Source organism: Streptomyces sp. NPDC107454 (assembly GCF_055582885.1).
On record NZ_JBVJPA010000026.1, the window covers coordinates 113,900 to 134,858 of the forward strand.

General features: G+C 71.3%; 17 protein-coding genes. 13 read left to right on the forward strand and 4 right to left on the reverse strand.

The features are described 5' to 3' along the window. Positions 1-52: 52 nt before the first annotated feature. The gene (locus tag ACZ69M_RS45705; protein WP_054229209.1) at positions 53-544 is read right to left on the reverse strand and encodes a cysteine dioxygenase; all 492 of its coding nucleotides are present in this window, start codon (positions 542-544) and stop codon (positions 53-55) included. A gap of 706 nt (positions 545-1,250) precedes the next feature. Here ACZ69M_RS45705 and ACZ69M_RS45710 point away from each other — a divergent pair. The 3 genes from ACZ69M_RS45710 to ACZ69M_RS45720 all read left to right on the forward strand — a co-directional run bounded on the left by ACZ69M_RS45710 (position 1,251) and on the right by ACZ69M_RS45720 (position 6,874). Then, on the forward strand, positions 1,251-1,514 hold the full coding sequence (locus ACZ69M_RS45710; protein WP_003975777.1) for a WhiB family transcriptional regulator: 264 nt from the start codon (positions 1,251-1,253) through the stop codon (positions 1,512-1,514). 186 nt (positions 1,515-1,700) lie between these two features. After that, the gene (locus ACZ69M_RS45715) at positions 1,701-5,378 is read left to right on the forward strand and encodes a glycosyltransferase family 2 protein (protein ID WP_470059620.1); all 3,678 of its coding nucleotides are present in this window, start codon (positions 1,701-1,703) and stop codon (positions 5,376-5,378) included. Next, complete coding sequence (locus ACZ69M_RS45720; protein ID WP_470059622.1) at positions 5,375-6,874, forward strand: DUF5719 family protein; 1,500 nt, start codon at positions 5,375-5,377, stop codon at positions 6,872-6,874. Before ACZ69M_RS45715 ends, ACZ69M_RS45720 begins: the two co-directional genes overlap by 4 nt. A 98-nt stretch (positions 6,875-6,972) precedes the next feature. On the opposite strand, the gene ACZ69M_RS45725 is transcribed toward ACZ69M_RS45720, so the two are convergent. Further along, positions 6,973-7,422 (reverse strand): metallopeptidase family protein, encoded by a 450-nt coding sequence (locus ACZ69M_RS45725; protein ID WP_352044441.1) that lies wholly within the window; start codon positions 7,420-7,422, stop codon positions 6,973-6,975. Between the two features lie 352 nt (positions 7,423-7,774). Here ACZ69M_RS45725 and ACZ69M_RS45730 point away from each other — a divergent pair, with 352 nt between their 5' ends. From ACZ69M_RS45730 to ACZ69M_RS45770, 9 genes are all read left to right on the forward strand, one after another. Further along, a complete protein-coding gene (locus tag ACZ69M_RS45730) occupies positions 7,775-8,149 on the forward strand; it encodes a DUF3499 domain-containing protein (protein WP_054229213.1) in 375 nt (124 codons plus the stop codon). A gap of 175 nt (positions 8,150-8,324) precedes the next feature. Beyond that, positions 8,325-9,941 (forward strand): L-lactate permease, encoded by a 1,617-nt coding sequence (locus ACZ69M_RS45735; protein WP_470059624.1) that lies wholly within the window; start codon positions 8,325-8,327, stop codon positions 9,939-9,941. Positions 9,942-10,088: 147 nt separating this feature from the next. Further along, positions 10,089-11,450 carry a phosphomannomutase/phosphoglucomutase gene (locus ACZ69M_RS45740; protein WP_470059625.1) on the forward strand — a complete coding sequence of 454 codons (1,362 nt, stop codon included), beginning with the start codon at positions 10,089-10,091 and terminating at the stop codon, positions 11,448-11,450. A gap of 625 nt (positions 11,451-12,075) precedes the next feature. Then, positions 12,076-12,246, forward strand: a complete 171-nt coding sequence (locus ACZ69M_RS45745) for a Trm112 family protein (protein ID WP_075027380.1) — start codon at positions 12,076-12,078, stop codon at positions 12,244-12,246. An 81-nt stretch (positions 12,247-12,327) separates the two neighbouring features. Further along, a complete protein-coding gene (locus tag ACZ69M_RS45750) occupies positions 12,328-13,455 on the forward strand; it encodes an SIS domain-containing protein (RefSeq protein WP_470059627.1) in 1,128 nt (375 codons plus the stop codon). Positions 13,456-13,539: 84 nt separating this feature from the next. After that, complete coding sequence (gene manA / locus ACZ69M_RS45755) at positions 13,540-14,691, forward strand: mannose-6-phosphate isomerase, class I (RefSeq protein ID WP_470059629.1); 1,152 nt, start codon at positions 13,540-13,542, stop codon at positions 14,689-14,691. Positions 14,692-14,832: 141 nt separating this feature from the next. After that, on the forward strand, positions 14,833-15,813 hold the full coding sequence (locus ACZ69M_RS45760; RefSeq protein WP_470059630.1) for a cation diffusion facilitator family transporter: 981 nt from the start codon (positions 14,833-14,835) through the stop codon (positions 15,811-15,813). Between the two features lie 337 nt (positions 15,814-16,150). Continuing rightward, positions 16,151-17,608, forward strand: coding sequence for an adenosylhomocysteinase (ahcY, locus tag ACZ69M_RS45765; protein WP_470059632.1), 1,458 nt, complete (start codon positions 16,151-16,153; stop codon positions 17,606-17,608). A gap of 100 nt (positions 17,609-17,708) precedes the next feature. Then, on the forward strand, positions 17,709-18,323 hold the full coding sequence (locus ACZ69M_RS45770) for a hypothetical protein (RefSeq protein WP_403688676.1): 615 nt from the start codon (positions 17,709-17,711) through the stop codon (positions 18,321-18,323). A 28-nt stretch (positions 18,324-18,351) separates the two neighbouring features. Here the strand turns inward: ACZ69M_RS45770 and ACZ69M_RS45775 are convergent, their stop codons facing one another. Further along, positions 18,352-19,392, reverse strand: coding sequence for an RDD family protein (locus tag ACZ69M_RS45775; protein ID WP_470059634.1), 1,041 nt, complete (start codon positions 19,390-19,392; stop codon positions 18,352-18,354). A gap of 119 nt (positions 19,393-19,511) precedes the next feature. On the opposite strand from ACZ69M_RS45775, the gene ACZ69M_RS45780 reads away from it, so the two are divergent. Continuing rightward, positions 19,512-20,519, forward strand: a complete 1,008-nt coding sequence (locus tag ACZ69M_RS45780; RefSeq protein ID WP_095854302.1) for a stage II sporulation protein M — start codon at positions 19,512-19,514, stop codon at positions 20,517-20,519. 205 nt (positions 20,520-20,724) lie between these two features. On the opposite strand, the gene ACZ69M_RS45785 is transcribed toward ACZ69M_RS45780, so the two are convergent. Beyond that, on the reverse strand, positions 20,725-20,959 hold a 235-nt coding region (locus ACZ69M_RS45785; RefSeq protein ID WP_351622818.1), incomplete at its 5' end, for a hypothetical protein.

Below are 20,959 nucleotides of genomic sequence, written 5' to 3' on the forward strand. Positions count from 1 at the left end.
CTGGCAGGCGGGTACGACAACGCGTGAGGCGGTTACGAGACCGCGGGCGCCCTCAGGCCGTGACGACGGCCGGTGCGCACTGGGCCGAATGCATCGGCATCTCGGTAAGACCCGGGTAGTAAACGTGCAGGCTCACGGCCGGTTCCAGGGAGTCGTTCACGACCTCGTGGATGTACCCCGGCGCGAACACCCGCTGGGATCCTGCCCCCAACGCGCGGGTGTCGCGCTCCGTGCGCTCGGTCAACGCGCCCTCCAGGACGGTGAGTACGCCGGAGGAGCGCCCGTGGTCGTGGAGTCCGCTGCCCTGTCCGGGCACCCAGGACAGCAGCCACACCTCGTAGCCGGGTCCGGTGCGCAGCCGGTGGTACCAGCGGGAGGTCGCGTCGTACTGGACGAGGTGCTCCCACTGGGAGCGGTCGGCGGCGATGGAGCGGGCCAGGCCGACGAACTCGGACACGGTGGCAGGGTGCTCGCGCGGCGGCTGGAGCAGGTGCGGTACTTCGAGGATGTCGCCGGCGATCTGGAGGTCGCTGTCGCTGTTCATGGGTGCGGTGGTTCCTCGGCGGAGAGCTGGGGTGTCGCGGGGCCGTTTCCGTCCGGGTCACGGACGGGGAGGGTGCCCTGGTACGGGCGAGCGCCCCGGAAGCGGGGCGGGGATTCGCCTCAGTGGCGGCGAGGCAGCCGGAGCGAGGTACGGCTCAACAGCTGGGACAGCAACAACAGCTACAGCGAGCGCGGGCAGCACCGTGGGACCCGGCGGTGCGGGTCGAGGTGAGTGCCAAGTTCGCGAGCATGCCCATAAGGACATCGGTTCACACGTCGACTGTCAACTTCATGTCCGCTATGTGGGAAATGTTTCACCTCATCCGGTTCACCTGTGTGGCGAAAGGTTTGCTCTGGAGCCGCCCCGGACACATGGCGCACAACCGGGCGCACAAACCTCGATGCGATCCCGTGATCCAAATGTGATCCGGTTCGCTTCGGAGTCCGCGTCGGAACGAGATCGAACTTCTGGTCGTCCTTCCCAGTAGCGGGTCGGGAGTCCGGACGGGCCCTTTGAGGCTGTCAGGGTTTATGCCGATTTGAACACTTTCCGCATAGCCTTGGTTCCGCAGAGTGAATAAGGGGCTCAATAGCAGATCTCGGCTTGACTGGCCCGGATCGGCACACTTGTAATTTCACTCGTGTCGTTCAGCCGAAATCGGTAACGGCAGCATCACGGGGACGCGAAAGACAGACGAGGGGCGCACATGACCGAGCTGGTGCAGCAACTGCTGGTCGACGACGCGGACGAGGAACTCGGCTGGCAGGAGCGCGCGCTGTGCGCCCAGACCGACCCCGAGTCCTTCTTCCCCGAGAAGGGCGGCTCCACCCGCGAGGCCAAGAAGGTCTGTCTCGCCTGTGAGGTCCGCTCCGAGTGCCTGGAATACGCGCTCGCCAACGACGAGCGGTTCGGCATCTGGGGCGGTCTGTCCGAGCGCGAGCGCCGAAGGCTGAAGAAGGCCGCCGTCTGACCGCACGGCGCGCACCCCTCGTACCGATACCGGCAGGTAAGAACGGCCCGTCGCAGGTGGGTTATCCACAGGCGGCGGGCCGCTGTGTTGCCCAGCCGTTAGTGTGGGCCCTCGTCCGAGACGTCCCGCTGTCCCCGCCGGACACAGACGTCCACCGCAGTCCATCGAACCGGGGCCCGTACCTCGATGTCCGTGCACAGCCAGTCGGCAGTCCCACACGACGCCGCCACACCTGAGTTCCCGCGCCACGTGGTGACCGCGGTCCTCGTCTCCCACGACGGCGCCCGCTGGCTGCCCGAAGCGCTCACCGGCCTGCTCGGCCAGGAGCGCCCGGTGCAGAACGCCGTGGCGGCCGACACCGGCAGCGCGGACGACTCCGCCCAGCTGCTGACCGAGGCACTCGGCGCCGACCGGGTGCTGCACCTCGCCCGGCGCACCGGCTTCGGCCAGGCCGTCGAGGAGGCCATCCGCGGCGCCGGCGTGCTCACCCCGGACGACCTGCCCTATCTGAAGCGCCCCAGCGGCTGGGACCCGGTCACCCGGACCTGGCGCGACGACGCCTACGACATGCCGGAGCTCCCGCACGGCGAGCCCGAGCAGTGGCTCTGGCTGCTGCACGACGACAGCGCTCCCGAGCCCGACGCCCTGGCCCAGATGCTCCGGGTCGTGGAGAGCGAGCAGGAGCTCGGCAGGGAAGTCGCCGTGGTCGGCCCCAAGCTGCGCGGCTGGTACGACCGGCGAGCGCTCCTGGAGATCGGCGTCACCATCGCCAACTCCGGCCGCCGCTGGACGGGCCTGGACCGCCGCGAGCAGGACCAGGGCCAGCACGACCACGTCCACCCCGTGCTCGCCGTGTCCACCGCCGGCATGCTGATCCGGCGCGACGTCTACGAGGAACTCGGCGGCTTCGACCGCCGACTGCCCCTGATGCGTGACGACGTCGACCTGTGCTGGCGCGCCCAGGCCGCCGGACACCGCGTCCTCGTCGCCCCCGAAGCGGTCGTCCGGCACGCCGAGGCCGCCTCCCGCGAGCGCCGCACCGTCGACTGCGTGGGCCGCACCGCCGCCTCCCCGCACAAGGTCGACAAGGCGGGCGCCGTCTACACCCTCCTCGTCAACGCCCGTACGGCACAGCTGCCCTGGATCCTGATCCGGCTCGTCCTGGGCACCCTGCTGCGCACCGTCGCCTACCTCGTGGGCAAGGTCCCCGGACAGGCCGTCGACGAGATCCGCGGCCTGCTGGGAACCCTGCTGCGCCCCGAGCGGATCCTCGCGGGCCGCCGCAGACGCGGTCGCCCCCAGGTCGACAAGGGCGAGCTGCGCGCCCTGTTCCCGCCGCCCGGCGCCACCGTGCGGGCCACGGTCGAGCAGGTCGCGGGCAACTTCATGGGCAGCGACGACCCCGACGCCACCACCGGCGCCGGACGGCACGGCGGCGCCGTCGAGTCCGGACCCGGCGGCGACGACGCCGACTTCCTGCAGATCGAGCAGTTCGCCCGGCTCAAGCGCATCGCCCGCAACCCCGGCCCGATGCTCTTCCTGGTACTGCTGTTCGTCTCCCTCCTGGCCTGCCGCGGCCTGCTCGGCAGCGGGTCGCTCGCGGGCGGCGCGCTGCTGCCCGCGCCCGCCGACGCCTCCGAGCTGTGGTCGCGCTACGCCGACGGCTGGCACCCGGTGGGCGCCGGCGGCACGGAGACCGCGCCGCCGTACCTCGCGCTCGTCGCCCTGCTGTCCTCCCTGCTCCTCGGCTCCACCGGGCTCGCGGTCACCGTGCTCCTGGTGGCCTCCGTCCCGCTGGCCGGCTTCGCCGCGTACTTCGCCTCACGCCCCCTCGTCGAGTCGCGCCTGCTGCGCGCCTGGGCGTCCGTGACGTACGCCTTCCTGCCCGCCGCCGCCGGCGCCCTCGCCGGCGGCCGCATCGGCACCGCCGTCCTCGCGATCCTGCTGCCGCTCATCGCGCGCGCGGGCATCGCCGCCAGCGGGCTGGCCCACTCCTCCGGCGCGCGCGGCAGCTGGCGCGCCTCCTGGGCGTACGCCCTCCTGCTGACGTTCACCACGGCGTTCACGCCGATCGTGTGGCCCATCGCGCTGGTCCTCGGAATCGCCCTCCTCGTAGTGCGCCGAAGGGAAATCACCGCCTACGGGCCGCGTTTCCTGGCTCAGCTCGGCACCCCGCTGCTGGTCCTCGCCCCCTGGTCGCTGACACTGCTCCCGTTCGGCTTCTTCAAGGAAGCCGGGATGCCCTACGGCGCGAGCGCGGCCTCCGCGCTCGACCTGCTCGGCGCCAGCCCCGGTGGTCCCGGCACGGTCAGCGGACTGATGCTCATCGGCATCGTGCTGGCGGCGCTGGCCGCCCTGATGCGCAGCGAGCGGCAGCGCGCGGTGTGGGCCGCCTGGGCCGTCGCCCTGGTGGCGCTCGTCTTCGCCGTGCTGTCCAACAAGTCGGCCTGGGCGGGACCCGCCACCCTCGTCTACGGCCTCGCACTGCTCGCCGCCGCCACGCTCGGCGCCGACGGGGCACGCGCGCGGGTGGCCGAGCAGAGCTTCGGCTGGCGCCAGCCGGTCGCCGCGCTCATCGCGTTCGCCTCGGCCGCCGGCCCGCTGCTGGTGGCCGCCGGATGGGTCCTCGGCGGCGCCGACGGCCCCGTGGAGCGCCGTGACCCGGTGCAGGTGCCCGCGTTCGTCGCCGAGGAGAGCGGCACCCGCGACCAGGCCCGCACGCTCGTCCTCGACAGCGACTCCGGCGCCCGCGTCGGCTACACCCTCGTCCGCGGCTCCGGCGCCCGCATGGGCGACGGCGAACTCGCGGCCGAGGGCGGCGAGAACAAGAAGCTCGACAAGGTCGTCGCCAACCTCGTGGCGGGCTCCGGCGCCGACCAGGCCGACCAGCTCGGCGGCTTCGCCGTGCGCTACGTCCTGGTCCGCAAGGGCGCGCCCCGCGAGATGAGCCGCGTCCTGGACGCCACCCCGGGCCTGACCCGGCTCAGTCAGCAGGACGGCAGCGCCCTGTGGCGCCTGGACCGCCAGGTCTCGCGCGCCTCGATCGTCCCCAAGTCCGGCGAGGCCCTGTCCATCGCCGCCGGGCCGGTCGAACTGCACACCACCATCCCCTCCGGGGGAGAGGGCCGCGTGCTGCGCCTCGCCGACACGGCCGACGCGGGCTGGACGGCGACCCTGGACGGAAAGCCGCTCACCCGCACCACCGTCGACGGTTGGGCGCAGGGCTTCGAACTGCCCGCGAGCGGCGGCAGGCTGGACGTCACCTTCGACGCCCCGATGAGCCACACCGGCTGGCTGTGGGCCCAGGGCGCGCTCGCCGTCGTCCTGGTGGTCCTCGCCCTGCCCGGGCGGCGCCGTGACGTCGACGACGACCTCCCCGACGAGCCGGTCGTCCCCGCCCAGGACGTCACGGGCGAGGGCCGCCGCGCCCGCCGCCTGCGCGCCCAGGCCGAGGCCGAGGCGGAGCAGTCCGACCAGGCCGTCCAGGAAGAGGGCACCCTTCCTCCTCCGGAGGAGGAGGCCGAGCGGACGCCCGTATCGGTCCCGCAGCAGCAGGCGTACGACGAGTGGGACGCGTCGACCTACGCGGGCGCCGAGTACGGCACCTACGGCGGCGAGCAGTACCAGGGCCAGCAGCAGTACCCGGCGGGCACCTACGAGCAGCAGCCGTACCAGGCGGACCCCTACCAGGCAGGCCAGTACGACCCGTACGCCTACGGGGGCACGGCACCGTACGACCCGATGCAGACGTACCAGGGCTACGACGGGACCGGCCAGGGCTACGACGCCGCCTACGACCCGAACACGCCGCCGCAGCCGCCGCACGGCACCGACAGTGAGCGCCCCGACGGGAGCCAGCAGTGAACCGCACCACCCTGTCCCTGATCGCGGGCGCGACCGCGCTCGCCGCCGTCACCGGATTCGCCTCGCTCAACGCGCCGGCCGCCTCCGGCGACAACACCGCCAAGGCGGCCACCCAGCAGCCCGTGGAGCGCACCAGCCTGCTCTGCCCGCAGCCCAGCACCTCCGAGATCGCGGAGACGTCGTACACGTCGTACACGCCCGTCACCCAGGGCGCCGCCGACAGCGGCAAGGCCGAACTGCAGGCCGCGGCCCTGGAGTCGGCGGACTCCGCGAGCGGCAAGAAGACCGGCAAGAAGACCGTGAAGCCCGCCCTGAAGCCGGCGGAGCCCGGCAAGCCGGCCACCGGTGACGGCTCCGGAGCCGAGCCGCCCGCCCTCGTCGGCACCGCCGAGGGCAAGTTCGCGCCCGGCTGGACCGTCCAGGAGACCACCGCGGTCGCCGCGGGCACCGGCCGTGGTCTGCTCGGCACCAACTGCACCGCTCCGGACACCGAGTTCTGGTTCCCGGGTGTCAGCACCGCCACCGGCCGCACCGACTATGTGCACTTGACCAACCCCGACGACTCGGCGGCCGTCGTCGACGTCGAGCTGTACGGCAAGGACGGCACCCTCAAGTCCACGGTGGGCGAGGGCATCACGGTCCAGCCGCACGCCAGCGAGCCGATCCTGCTGAGCACGCTCGCGAGCGGGCAGCAGACCGACCTCACCGTCCACGTGACCGTCCGCAGCGGCCGCGTCGGGGCCGCCGTCCAGGCCCTGGACGACAAGATCGGCGGGGACTGGCTGGCCGCCTCCACCGACCCGGCGGGCAGCCTCGTCATGCCGGGCATCCCCAAGGACGCCACGGCCGTGCGGCTGGTCGCCTTCGCGCCCGGCGACCAGGACGCCGACCTGAAGGTCCGCCTCGCCTCGCCCTCGGGCCTGATCACACCGGCCGGGAACGAGACGCTGCACGTGAAGGCCGGCATGACCGCGGCGGCCGACCTCGGTGACGTCACGCGCGGCGAGGCGGGCTCCCTGGTGCTCACCTCCACCGGAACCTCGGCGCCGGTCGTCGCGGCCCTGCAGGTGGTGCGCGGCAAGGGCAGCAAGCAGGAGATGGCGTTCATCCCGGCCACCAGCCCGGTCGGCGCGCGCGCGACGGTCGCCGACAACAGCTCCAAGGGCACCACGCTCGCCCTGTCCGCTCCCGGCGAGAGCGCCCAGGTCAAGGTCACCGCGTCCGCCGGCAGCGAGGGTGGTACGGCGGTGACGAAGACGTACACGATCAAGGGCGGTACGACCCAGGACGTCGACGCACCGGTCCCGGCCGGTCTCAAGGGGACGTACGCCCTGACGGTCGAGCCCGTCTCCGGAGGCCCCGTCTACGCCTCCCGGACCCTCGCCTCCGCGCAGGAGGGTGTCCCCGGGTTCACGATCCAGACCCTCCCGGACGACCGCGGGACGGTGGCGGTACCGGAGGCGGACCAGGATCTGTCGGTGCTGCTGAAGAAGTGATCCCGTACGGGTGATCCACCGGGTCCTCAAGGGGGACCCGGTGGCAAGGGGGACCCGGTGGCGCCGTGACCGTGCTCCCGGTACTGCTCGGGCGGGCCTCAGTCCTCGCCGTAGCGCGGGTCCACCGTCTCCGGTGTCAGCCCCAGCAGCTCCGCGACCTGCTCCACGACGACCTCGTGCACCAGCGCCGCGCGCTCGTCGCGGCCCTTGGTGCGGATCTCGACCGGGCGACGGTAGACGACCACGCGCGCGGGATGGCCCTCGTGCGCCGGGATCGTGCCCCCCAGAGGCACCGCCTCGTCGCTCCAGGCCTCGCCGGAGCCGTCGAGGCGGGGCACTTCGAGGACCATGAAGTCGATGTCGGCGAGTTGGGGCCAGCGCCGCTCCAGCCGCTCCACGGAGTCCTGCACCAGGTCCGCGAAGACCTCGGCGCGGCTCGCGGCGAGCGGCACCTGGGGCGGTGCCACGGGACCGCGCATGCCCCTTCCGTGGCGATCACGACGGCGGGGCCCGGGTGCGGCGGCGGTGGGCTGTACAGGGGTGTCCATCACTGACGAAGAGTAGTCCCCACGAGGTCCGCGTGCCCGGCCCCCACGCGGCTGCCCGCGGCCCGGGGCACGAAGCCCGGCACACGTTCCGGATGTCGCAGGATGACCATTCCAGCCAAGCTTGGGCTCGATTCCGTATCCCTCCGGGACCGTCGCTCACATGGCAATTGACGTGGTTTGCACCAAGTGGTGACCGGATTCAGGTCTGTTCGGCATCTCGTCGCGGGATGTCGCCCCAGGTCAGGACGGGCGGTCCGAAGGCTTGTGTGGGCGGCCTCACAGCACGACACGGTGGGGTGACCTGGGGGAGAGTCGTCGCGGCCCGCTCAAGAGTGCGGTACCGTCCAACGTCGTGAGCCCTGTACGTCGCTGTTCGCGAACCGCTTGCGGCCGCCCCGCCGTCGCGACGCTGACGTACGTCTACGCCGACTCGACCGCGGTCCTCGGCCCGCTCGCCACCTACGCCGAACCCCACTGCTACGACCTGTGCGCCGAGCACTCCGAGCGACTCACCGCGCCGCGTGGCTGGGAGGTCGTCCGGCTCGCCGACGCCTCCGCTCCCTCGCGCCCCAGCGGTGACGATCTGGAAGCGCTCGCCAACGCGGTGCGCGAGGCGGCCAGGCCGCAGCAGCGCGCCGCCGAGGCCGGTGGCGGCGCCCGCTCGGCGGACCCGATGGAGGTCGCGCGCCGCGGCCATCTACGGGTGCTGCGCTCGCCGGACAACTGAGCGTCCGCCCTCTCCGTATCCAGGGCCGATCCCGCTGAGCTTCCTCCCCCGGCTCCACCGAATCGTGCGCGCCCATTGACGAGGGCTTGTCGCGGACACGACGATTTCCTCACCCGTGAGAAAACGCTTTCCGCATCGCGGAACCCCCCGTGCGGCGGAATCCGGGGAGGCGCCCGTGTACGTCCAGGAACTGGAACCCGTGGCCGACTCGCTCGGCCTCTCCGCCCTCGTCGCGACCCTGCCCCTCGTGATCGTCCTCGTCCTGCTCGGCGGCGTTCGCATGAAGGCGCACCGGGCCGGGCTCATCGGCCTCCTGGCCGCCTCCCTGGTCGCCTGGCTCGCCTACGGCATGCCGGTCGGCCAGACGCTCTCCAGCGCCGCCCAGGGAGCCGTTTTCGGCCTCTTCCCCATCCTGTGGATCGTCGTCAACGCCCTGTGGGTGTACCGGATGACCGTCCGCACCCGGCACTTCGATGTCCTGCGTCGCTCGTTCGGGCGACTGTCCGACGACCCGCGCATCCAGGCACTCGTCGTCGCCTTCTGCTTCGGCGCGCTCCTGGAAGCCCTCGCGGGCTTCGGCGCGCCCGTCGCGATCTGCTCGGTGATGCTGGTCGCGCTCGGCTTCGACCCCGTGCGCGCGGCCGTGGTGGCGCTCGTCGCCAACACCGCGCCGGTCGCCTTCGGCGCGATGGGCACACCGGTCGTCACCCTCGCCCAAGTCACCGGCCTGCCACTGGATTCCGTCGCCTCCGTAGTGGGCCGTCAGACCCCGCTGCTGGCCCTCGTCGTGCCCCTTGTGCTCGTCGGACTGGTCGACGGCCGGCGCGGGTTGCGCGAGACGTGGGTGCCCGTCCTGGTGTGCGGAGTCGCCTTCGCCGCCGCCCAGTTCGCCGCCTCGAACTACGTCTCCGCGCAACTCGCCGACATCGGCGCGTCCTTGGCGGGCGCCGCCGCCCTGGTCGCCGTGCCGCACGCGCGCAGGCCCGCCGCCGAGCCCGTACGAGCGGCCGTCCTGACGGGCGTACGCAGCGAGGACCTGGACCAGGAGGACCCGCGCCCCGAGGTCGCGCGCGCCTACGCCCCGTACGCGCTGATCGTCGTCATCTTCTCGATCGCGCAGATCCCGGCGGTCAAGGACTGGCTGGCGCACGCGACCCGTACGTACGACTGGCCCTTCCTGGACGTCGTCACCCCCGAGGGCAAGCCGGTCGGGGGCAATGTCCTCACGCTCCCGCTCGTGTCGACCGGCGGGACCCTCGTCCTGCTCGCCGGACTGTGCACGGCCGTCGTACTCGGGGTGCACGCGCGTGTGGCGGCCGAGGAATGGGCGGCGACGGTGCGCGAGTTGAGGTTCGCGATCCTGACCGTGACGTCCGTGCTGGCCCTCGCATACGTCATGAACCTCTCCGGACAGGCGGCCACGATCGGCCACTACGTGGCGGCGGCCGGAGCGGGGCTCGCCTTCTTGTCACCCGTTCTGGGCTGGTTCGGGGTGGCGGTGTCCGGCTCCGACACCTCGGCGAACGCCCTTTTCGGCGCCCTCCAGGTCAGCGCGGCCCACGAGTCGGGGCTGTCTCCCGAACTGCTCGCCGCCGCCAACAGCTCGGGCGGAGTGCTCGGCAAGATGATCTCGCCGCAGAACCTGACCATCGCGTGCGCGGCGGTCGGGCTCGCGGGCCGTGAGGGCGACCTGCTGCGCAAAGTGCTCCCGTGGAGCGCCGGGCTGCTGTTGATCATGTGTCTGATCGTGCTGGGCCAGAGCTCACCGGTCCTCGACTGGATGCTGCCCTGACGGCCGGATTCGGCCCCGTGCGTTACCCCCAGGTGACGGTCGGGGCTCCCAGATGACGGGTGAGCGTCCGATCGGCCCCTTCACGGCGGGCTGTCAGCCGGTACGGGTAGTTTGGGGCGACCGAAATGGACTTCTGGAAGGTTGGCCGTGACTGCTGATCTGTCGCAGCTCGTGAAGGCGTACGACGTACGCGGGGTGGTCCCGGACCAGTGGGGCGAGTCGATGGCCGAGCTGTTCGGGGCGGCCTTCGTCCAGGTGACCGGAGCGGACGCCATCGTGATCGGGCACGACATGCGGCCCTCGTCGCCCGGGCTGTCGCGCGCCTTCGCACGCGGGGCGGCGGCACGCGGTGTCGACGTGACCGAAATCGGCCTGTGCTCCACCGACCAGCTGTACTACGCGTCCGGTGCGTTCAACCTGCCGGGCGCCATGTTCACGGCCTCGCACAACCCCGCCCAGTACAACGGCATCAAGATGTGCCGCGCGGGCGCCGCCCCGGTCGGCCAGGACACCGGCCTGGCCGAGATCCGCGAACTCGTCGAGTCCTGGCTCGACTCGGGCCTCCCGGCCTCCGACGCGACACCGGGAACGATCACGCAGCGTGACACGTTGGAGGATTACTCGGCGTACCTCCGCTCGCTCGTCGACCTGACCGACATCCGCCCCCTGAAGGTCGTGGTCGACGCGGGCAACGGCATGGGCGGGCACACGGTGCCGACCGTCTTCGCGGGCCTCCCCCTCGAGCTCGTACCCATGTACTTCGAACTGGACGGCACGTTCCCCAACCACGAGGCGAACCCGCTGGACCCGGCGAACATCGTGGACCTCCAGCAGCGCGTGCGCGAGGAGAGCGCCGACCTCGGCATCGCGTTCGACGGCGACGCGGACCGCTGCTTCGTCGTCGACGAGAACGGCGATCCGGTCTCCCCGTCCGCGATCACCGCCCTGGTCGCCGCCCGCGAACTCGGCAAGCACGGCGGCGGCACGGTCATCCACAACCTCATCACCTCCTGGTCGGTGCCCGAGGTCGTCCGCGAGCACGGCGGCACCCCGGTCCGCACCCGCGTCGGCCACTCCTTCATCAAGGCCGAGATGGCCCGCTCCGGCGCGATCTTCGGCGGCGAGCACTCCGCGCACTACTACTTCCGCGACTTCTGGAACGCGGACACGGGCATGCTGGCCGCCCTGCACGTCCTCGCCGCCCTCGGCGGCCAGGACGGCCCGCTCTCCCAGCTCGTCGCCGAGTACGACCGCTACGTCGGCTCCGGCGAGATCAACTCCACGGTCGACGACCAGGCGGCCCGCCTCGCCGCGATCAAGGCCGCGTACGAGGGCCGCGAGGGTGTCACCATCGACGAGCTCGACGGTCTGACCGTCACCTTGGACGACTCGTGGTTCAACGTCCGCCCCTCCAACACCGAGCCCCTCCTCCGCCTGAACGCCGAGGCGAAGGACGAGCCGACGATGGCGAAGCTACGGGACGAGATCCTGCACATCATCAGGGGCTGACCTCCTTCCGGGCTGCCGTTTCCGCCCGACGGTTGTTCGGCTCCGGGGTGTTCGGCTGCGGAGCGTTCGGCTGCAGGTGGGTGGGGGCTGGCCGCGCAGTTCCCCGCGCCCCTGAAAGCCTCGGTTCGCCCGGCGTTCAAGAACCCGGCCAAAAGCCAAACCCCACCCACCCCGGCCCGTCCGGCGCTTGAGGACGAGACCGGGGGCCGATGCCCCACCCACCCCCACCCCGGCCCGAATCACTCAGCCCGTCCGGCCGTCCGGCGTTTGAAGATGTCGGGGGCCGATGCCCCACCCACCCTCGTCAATCCACTCACCCTGGCCCGTCCCCCAGCTCGTCCGGCGTTTGGGGACAAGGCCGGGGGCCGATGCCCCACCCACCCCCCGGTCCACCCACCCACCCCGGCCCGCGCCCCTCAGCCCGTCCGGCGTTTGAGGACGAGCCCTTCGGGCGATCGGGGGTCCGGGGGCGGAGCCCCTGGCGGGGTGGAAGGGGCGGAGCCCCTGGGGATGGGACGGGTAGGGGCGGCGGGGGCGAAATCACCACGTCCACACACCCCGGCACCCCACCCCCCACAGCGGTACGCTGACCAGGCCGCATCCACCCCGTTCGAAAGGACACCCCATGCCGCTCGAAGCCGGCCTCCTGGAGATCCTCGCCTGCCCGGCCTGCCACGCCCCGCTCAAGGAGCAGGAGAGCGAGTTGCTCTGCACGGGCCAGGACTGCGGCCTCGCCTACCCCGTCCGCGACGGCATCCCCGTACTCCTCGTCGACGAGGCCCGCCGCCCCGGTTAAACACCCTCACCGGCGACACCCACCCCACAGGCGAATCAGGCGACAGAGGCAACACACCGGCGATCGGGAGGCTGCCGACCCATGCTCGACGAATCGCTGCTCGACGACCCAGAGGCGCTCGCCCGCGCCGACCGTCGCGAGCTGCTCCGGGGCGCCGCCGAGGCCGGCGCCCGCGTGCGTACCGCAGTCCGGCACGCCACGGAAGCCGGCATCGCGGAACTGAAGCCGGACGGCCGCCCACGCGCCGTCCTGATCGCCGGCCCCGGCCTGGCCGCCACCGGCGTCGCCGAACTGCTCGGCACCCTCGCCGGAGCCAGCTGCCCCATCATCCGGCTCACCCCCACCGGCGTCGCCCCCGCGTCCGGCGCCCTCCGCTGGGAACTGCCCGGCTGGGCGGGCCCGGTGGACCTCCTGCTGATCGCCACCCCCGACGGCAGCGAACCAGGCCTCGAACTCCTGGTCGAGCAGGCATACCGGCGCGGCTGCTCCGTCGTAGCGGTGGCCCCCGCCGGCACCCCGATCGTGGAGGAGGTGCAGGGCACGCACGGCCTGTTCGTACCGATGGCGACCGCCCCGTACGAGCCGGCCGAACCCCTCGCGGCCTCCGCCCCCGGCGTCCTTTGGGCCCTGCTCACCCCGTTGCTCGTACTGCTGGACCGCACCGGCCTGGTCTCCGCCCCGCCCGAGGCGCTGGAGAAGGTCGCCGACCGCCTCGACCGCGTCGCCGAACGCTGCGGCCCGGCCATCGCGCCCTACAGCAACCCGGCCAAGACGCTCGCCGCCGAGCTCGCCGAAGCACTCCCGGTGATCTGGACGGAAGGCACCTCCGCGGGCCCCGCGGGCCGCCGCTTCACCGCCGCGCTCGCGGAACTGGCCGGACGCCCCGCCCTCACCGCGGAACTCCCCGAGGCACTCGCCGCCCACAGCGTGCTGCTCTCGGGCGCACTCGCCGCCGGCGCCGACCCCGACGACTTCTTCCGCGACCGCGTGGAAGAGGCCCAGGTCCTGCACGCGCGCGTGGTGCTCCTGCGCGACCGCCCGGCCGGCGGCCTCACCGCCGCCCCGGCCGCCCGCGAACTCGCCCTCAGCCACGACACGGCTCTCAGCGAGCTCGAACCGGAGGAGGGCCCCGAACTGGAGACCCTCGCGGAACTGATCGCCGTCACGGATTTCGCTGCCGTTTACCTGGCGCTCGCTTCAGGGGCCTGATCTTGTAGCCAGGCATTCCGGATCGGCCTCGGCCGACCCGGGACTCTTGACCAGCGCAGCGCACCTACGGAGAGAACGACACACATGGACCGCCTCGAAAACACCGTCCGCCCCTACGCCTGGGGCTCGACCACCGCCATCCCGCGGCTGCTCGGCGTCGAGCCGACCGGTGAACCGCAGGCGGAGATGTGGATGGGCGCCCACCCGGGCGCGCCCTCCCGCACGGCGCGCGGTCCCCTCGACGAGGTCATCGGTGAGGGCCCCGAGAAGGAACTCGGCCGCGCGGCCGTCGCCAAGTTCGGCCCCCGCCTGCCGTTCCTGTTCAAGATCCTCGCTGCGGGCTCGCCTCTCTCCCTCCAGGTGCACCCCAACCTCGAACAGGCGAAGGAGGGGTACGAGGACGAGGAGCTCCGCGGCATCCCGATATCCGCCGCGCACCGCAACTACAAGGACGCCAACCACAAGCCCGAACTGATCTGCGCCCTCACCGAGTTCGACGGCCTGTGCGGCTTCCGGGCCCCCGACGAGACCGCCGAACTGCTCGCCGGCCTGGACGTCGACTCCCTCAAGCCGTACGTCGACCTCCTGCACGCCCACCCGGAGGACGCGGCGCTGCGCGAGGTCCTGACGGCGGTGCTGAGCGCGGACCCCGACGAGATGGCCCACACGGTCACCGAGGCCGCGGCCGCCTGCGCCCGTCTCGGCGGCGCCTACGCCCCCTACGCCGACCTCGCCCACCACTACCCGGGCGACCCCGGCGTGATCGCCGCGATGCTCCTCAACTACGTCCAGCTCCAGCCCGGCGAGGCCTTGTTCCTCGGCGCCGGCGTCCCGCACGCCTATCTGAACGGCCTCGGCGTCGAAATCATGGCCAACAGCGACAACGTCCTGCGCTGCGGCCTGACCCCCAAGCACGTCGACGTCCCCGAACTCCTGCGCGTCGTCCGCTTCGAGGCGAGCGACCCCGGCGTCCTGCGCCCGGAGGCGTCCCCCGACGGCGAGGAGGTCTACGCGACCCCCATCGACGAGTTCCGCCTCTCCCGGTACGCCCTCGCGGAGGGCGCCGCCCCGCACGACCTCACGCGCGACACCCCGCAGATCCTGCTCTGCACGTCGGGTTCCGTCCGCGCCGACGGCAACACGCTCGCCCCCGGCGAGTCGGTCTTCGTACCGGCGGGCGAAAAGGCAGAGGTGTCCGGATCCGGCACGATCTTCCGTGCGACAGTGGTGGCCTGACGAGGCGACTGTGGCGGCCAGACGTACCGCCGTCGGGCCGGGCTGCAACAATGGCCCACCGCAAAGGGCGGGCAAAGCCCGGACCGGCGTACGAGCGTACGAACGGGGCCCGGACGGCGTACGAAGGGACAGCAGGAGCACATGAGCGCTTCAGGCGGCACCAGGGCGATCGTGGCGGCACTCGGCGCCAATCTCGCGATCGCGGTATCGAAGTTCGTGGCGTTCGCGTTCAGCGGCTCGTCCTCGATGCTCGCCGAGGGCGTCCACTCGCTCGCCGACTCCGGCAACCAGGCCCTGCTCCTGATCGGCGGCAAGAAGGCCCAGCGCGAGGCGACCCCCCAGCACCCCTTCGGCTACGGCCGAGAGCGCTACATCTACGCCTTCCTCGTCTCGATCGTCCTCTTCTCGGTCGGCGGCATGTTCGCCGTCTACGAGGGCTACGAGAAGATCAAGCACCCGCACGAGATCGAACACTGGTACTGGCCGGTGGGCGTCCTGCTGTTCGCGATCATCGCCGAGGGCTTCTCCTTCCGTACGGCCATCAAGGAGTCCAACGAACTGCGCGGCACGCACTCCTGGTCGCAGTTCATCCGCCGCGCCAAGGCCCCCGAGCTGCCGGTCGTCCTCCTGGAGGACTTCGGCGCGCTCATCGGTCTGGTCCTCGCCCTCGGCGGCGTCGGCCTGGCCCTGCTCACGGACGACGGCGTCTGGGACGGCATCGGCACGCTCTGCATCGGCATCCTGCTCATCCTGATCGCGCTGGTCCTCGCCGCCGAGACCAAGTCCCTCCTGCTGGGCGAGGCCGCCGGCGTCGAAGAGGTCAAGAAGATCGAGGCCTCCATCGTCGACGGCCACACGGTCACCGGCATCATCCACATGCGCACGCTCCACCTCGGCCCGGAGGAGCTCCTGGTCGCCGCGAAGATCGCCGTCCAGCACGACGACACGGCCGCCGAGGTCGCCACCGCGATCAACGCCGCCGAGTCCCGCATCCGCGCCGCCGTCCCGATCGCCCGCGTGATCTACCTGGAACCGGACATCTACAGCGAGGCGGCGGCCGCAAAGGGACCGAACCCCGAGGCGACCCCCGGGGGCCCCGCCCAGACACCTTCCGAGCACTGACCCACCCGGCGCCGACCCCCTGGCACGCACCTGCCCGAAAACGAGCCCCCCCACCTTGTCCGGAAGGACCTTTGACCAGAGCCGGACTGGGGCGGCCCGGGGCGACCGGTGTAGCTTGGTGGCTGAGCCAGACGTCGCTGCTGATGGCGGTCGGGCGGTCCCACCGCGGACCGGCCGAGGGAGAGAGGGCCTCCGACGGACTGCGCTGCGCGCACCAGGCATTCCTGTGCCCGGCTGCGGGGTACGTCCGTGCCCTGCTCGGGCATGCGTATGCCCCGCGCCGCGCAGACAGCCGTATCCACCTCGCCCCAATCCAGACCCCGAGGAGCAGCTCGCAATGACGACTGTCGACAACCGACAGGACTTCAAGGTCGCCGACCTCTCCCTGGCCGAGTTCGGCCGCAAGGAGATCACCCTCGCCGAGCACGAGATGCCCGGCCTGATGTCGATCCGCAAGGAGTACGCCGCCACGCAGCCCCTCGCGGGCGCCCGCGTCACCGGCTCCCTGCACATGACGGTGCAGACCGCCGTCCTCATCGAGACCCTCGTCGCCCTCGGCGCCGAGGTCCGCTGGGCCTCCTGCAACATCTTCTCCACCCAGGACCACGCCGCCGCCGCCATCGCCGTCGGCCCGAACGGCACGCCCGACAACCCGCAGGGCGTCCCGGTCTTCGCCTGGAAGGGCGAGACCCTGGAGGAGTACTGGTGGTGCACGGAGCAGGCTCTGACCTGGCCGAACACCCCCACCGGCGGCCCGAACATGATCCTGGACGACGGCGGTGACGCCACCCTCCTCGTCCACAAGGGCGTCGAGTACGAGAAGGACGGCAAGGTCCCGTCCGTCGACACCGCCGAGTCCGAGGAGCACCGCTTCATCCTCGAACTCCTTCACCGCACCATCACCGACGGCTCGCAGAAGTGGACCCAGCTCGCCTCGGAGATCCGCGGCGTGACCGAGGAGACCACGACCGGCGTCCACCGTCTCTACGAGATGCACCGCGACGGCACCCTCCTGTTCCCGGCGATCAACGTGAACGACGCCGTCACCAAGTCGAAGTTCGACAACAAGTACGGCTGCCGCCACTCCCTGATCGACGGCATCAACCGCGCCACCGACGTCCTCATCGGTGGCAAGACCGCAGTCGTCCTCGGCTACGGCGACGTGGGCAAGGGCTGCGCGGAGTCCCTGCGGGGCCAGGGCGCCCGGGTGATCATCACCGAGATCGACCCGATCTGCGCCCTGCAGGCGGCGATGGACGGTTACCAGGTCACGACCCTCGACGAGGTCGTCGACAAGGGCGACATCTTCGTCACCACGACCGGCAACAAGGACATCATCATGGCCTCGGACATGGCCAAGATGAAGCACCAGGCGATCGTCGGCAACATCGGTCACTTCGACAACGAGATCGACATGGCCGGCCTCGCGAAGATCCCGGGCATCGTCAAGGACGAGGTCAAGCCGCAGGTTCACACCTGGAAGTTCCCCGACGGCAAGGTGATCATCGTCCTGTCCGAGGGCCGCCTGCTGAACCTGGGCAACGCCACCGGCCACCCCTCGTTCGTGATGTCCAACTCGTTCGCGGACCAGACCCTGGCCCAGATCGAGCTGTTCACCAAGCTCGACGAGTACCCGACCGACGTCTACGTGCTGCCCAAGCACCTCGACGAGAAGGTCGCCCGCCTCCACCTCGACGCCCTCGGCGTCAAGCTCACCACGCTCCGCCCGGAGCAGGCCGCGTACATCGGCGTAGAGGTCGAGGGCCCGTACAAGTCGGACCACTACCGCTACTGAGCACCCCGCCGAGCAGCGGTACCACCGCTCGGCGTACGGATGTCAGCAGGCCCTCGCCCCCCGTGGCGGGGGCCTGTCCCCGATGAGGACCTGAACGCCCATGCCCCGCGGTCGATATTCGCTCCATGATCCGCACGATCACACCCCCCTCGCCGAAGAACACTTCCACTGCGCGCCCGGCCCCTCCGGCTGGCGCTACGTCTCGCAACTGACCACCCCCTCCGGCGACCATGCCGGCTCGGTCGACCTCGCCCTCGACGAGCTCGGCCGCCCCATCCGTCTCGAACTGCACGCCGCGAGCTGGCAGGTCCGTGGCGCCGCCCTCGACGGCGTGACCTGGGTCCGCACCGACCCCACCGGCACCGAGGCCACCGAAGGCAATGTCCGCGCCCACGCCTTCACCGGAACATCCCCCGCCTTCCTCGTCGCCACCGCCCGCCTCCTGCGCCTCACCCCCGATGCCTCCGCAACCCGCGTACGCCTCGTCGCCTTCACCGACCCGGTCCTCGCCCCGCGCACCGTCGACCAGTCCTGGGCCTTGATCTCGAGAGAAACACACGCCACTGACAACGGCCCCCTGACCGTGGACGAATACCAGGTCACAGCCCTGGACACGGGGGAACAGCACGCCGTACACATCGCGGGAGACGTGGTCCTGGCGGCGCCCGGCGTGGAGCTCGAGCACCTCGAATCCCCGCCATCGGTCTTCGCCTGACCACGCCGGGACACCGTTCGGAGCGGGTTCAGGCGGGCGGCGCGAACCCGGTCGACGGGCGTTCGACCGGCTCGTCCCGCGGTGCCGCGGGCGGCGCCGCCTGCTGCGCCGACGCCCCCGGGCCCTCCGAGGCCGGGGACGCCGAGGGATAGAGGTCCCGCGCCGACGCGGAGGGCGAAGAGGCACCCGCCTGCGGATAGGTCCGCGGATGGTCCTGCAGATAGGAGTGCGCGCCTGGCTGCCCCAGGGCAGGGCCGCCGCCCGCGCCGGGCATCCCGGCGACGAACCCGCCCGGGCCCCCGGGCCCCGCCGGAGCGCTCCCGCCGCCGAAGGCCCGCCGAGCGTCCCGCGCCTGCCGTTCCTGCACCACGGCCGCCAGATAGGCGGCCGCAGGCGCCCCCTGCGGCGCCGGAGCCCCTGTACGGGAGGCCAGATCGGAGGCGAGCCGCTCCGCCATCGCCCCGCCGACCTGAGGGTCCAGCTGCCGCATCCGCGTCAGGTACTGACGAATGGCCAGCCACAGGCCGTCCGGCACGGCCGACAGATCAAGTCCGGAGAACCGCCCCGCCAGCCAGGGCGGCGGCGGAGGCACGAAGGCCGTATGCCCGACGGGAATCCGTTCCCGCACGACGAGGGTCCCCGCGAACACGTCACCGAGCCGCCGCCCCCGAGCCGACACGAGCGACGCGATGCACGCGATGATCCCGAACGTCATCAGAATCTCGACCACACCGATCGCACCACGTACCAGGGCGTGCCGGAACCGGATCGGCCCTCCGTCGTCCCGCACCACCCGCAGCCCGAAAGCCAGCTTCCCCAGCGAGCGGCCGTGGCTCAGCGTCTCCACCGCGATCGGGCCGCCCACCAGCAGCAGAACGAAGCTCGCGATCGACACCGCGATCCGCGCCGCATCGTCCATGGCCGCCGTCGCGGCCAGCAGGCCGATGGTGACGATCAAATAGGCGGTCATCGACACGGCCAGATCGAGCAGCACCGCCAGCGCCCGGCTCGGCAGTTTCGCGGGGCGCAGCTCCAGCGCCACCGCCTCGCCCGTCACTAGCTCACTCACACTCGCCGTCCTTCCCCTGACCTGCCCTGAGAACGGTCAGTCTGCCAAGCTGAGGGCACATCGCGCCGCAGTACGACAAGCTGACACGCAGTACGAGAGGACGAGGAGCAGCAGAACCGATGGACCTCGACGTCTTCGTGTCCGCCCACCGCGCCGAGTGGGACCGTCTCGACGCCCTGCTGCGCCGCCAACGCCGGCTCACCGGAGCCGAGGCCGACGAACTCGTCGCCTTGTATCAACGTACGGCCACGCACCTCTCCCTGATCCAGTCCAGCGCGCCGGATCCGCAGCTCACCGGTCGTCTGAGCCAACTGGTGGCACGCGCGCGTGGTGCCGTGACGGGCAACCGCCGCGCCTCTTGGCGCGATGTCACCCGCTTCCTCACGCAGGGTTTCCCGGCGGCGGTGTACCGCTCACGCCACTGGTGGGTCCCCACGGCGCTCCTGTCGACCCTGGTCGGCGTTGTCCTGGGGTGGTGGATAGGCACGCACCCCGAGGTCCAGTCCTCGATCGCGGCCCCCAGCCAGCTGCGCCAGCTCACACGCCCCGGCGGCGAGTACGAGACCTACTACTCGAGCCACCCGGCCGCGTCGTTCGCGGCCCAGGTCTGGACGAACAACGCCCAGGCCGCCGCGATGTGCCTGGTCCTGGGCATCTTCCTGGGGCTACCGGTTCTCTGGATCCTCTTCCAGAACATGCTCAACCTCGGCGTGGGCATAGGCCTGATGTCGTCGGCGGGCCGCCTCGACACCTTCCTGGGCCTGATCCTTCCGCACGGCCTCCTGGAACTGACCGCCGTCTTCGTGGCCGCGGGCACCGGTCTGCGACTGGGATGGACCCTGATAGATCCGGGCCCCCGCTCGCGCCGTACGGCACTCGCGGAGGAGGGCCGCGCCGCTCTCGGCATGGCGATCGGCCTGGCTCTGATCCTCTTCGTCTCGGGCGCCATCGAAGGCTTCGTCACCCCGTCCGGTCTCCCCACCTGGGCCCGTGTCGGCATAGGAATCGCCGCTGAACTGGCCTTCCTCGCGTACGTCTATGTCCTGGGCGGTCGCGCGGTACGGGCCGGCGACACCGGTGACGTCGATGAGTCCGAGCGCAGCGCGACTCTTCCGACGGCCGCCTGATGTGCGTTCATCCCCGTTGACCTGCTAGTCTCCTCTTCGCCGCACAGGAGCCGTTGACACGGAGCCGGTGGGGAGGTAGATTCGAACAGTTGCCTAGAGCTGGACAAGTCCAGACGGTGGCAGTTAGGATCTGCCAGCTTCTTGTGAATGTTATTCCCGAGAAGCACCTCCCGATTATTCAGGACTGAGTGGCCGGTAAGGCCGGTCAAAAACTTCTGATAAAGTCGGACTCGCCGAAAGAGAGCCGGAAGGCAATCGAATAGGCAAAGGCCCTCCAACGGCCACCGGAAATGAATTCCGACCGGAAACGGAACGGAAAACGGATCTGGTAAGGTTGGAAACACAGAAGGGAAGCGCCCGGAGGAAAGCCCGAGAGGGTGAGTACAAAGGAAGCGTCCGTTCCTTGAGAACTCAACAGCGTGCCAAAAATCAACGCCAGA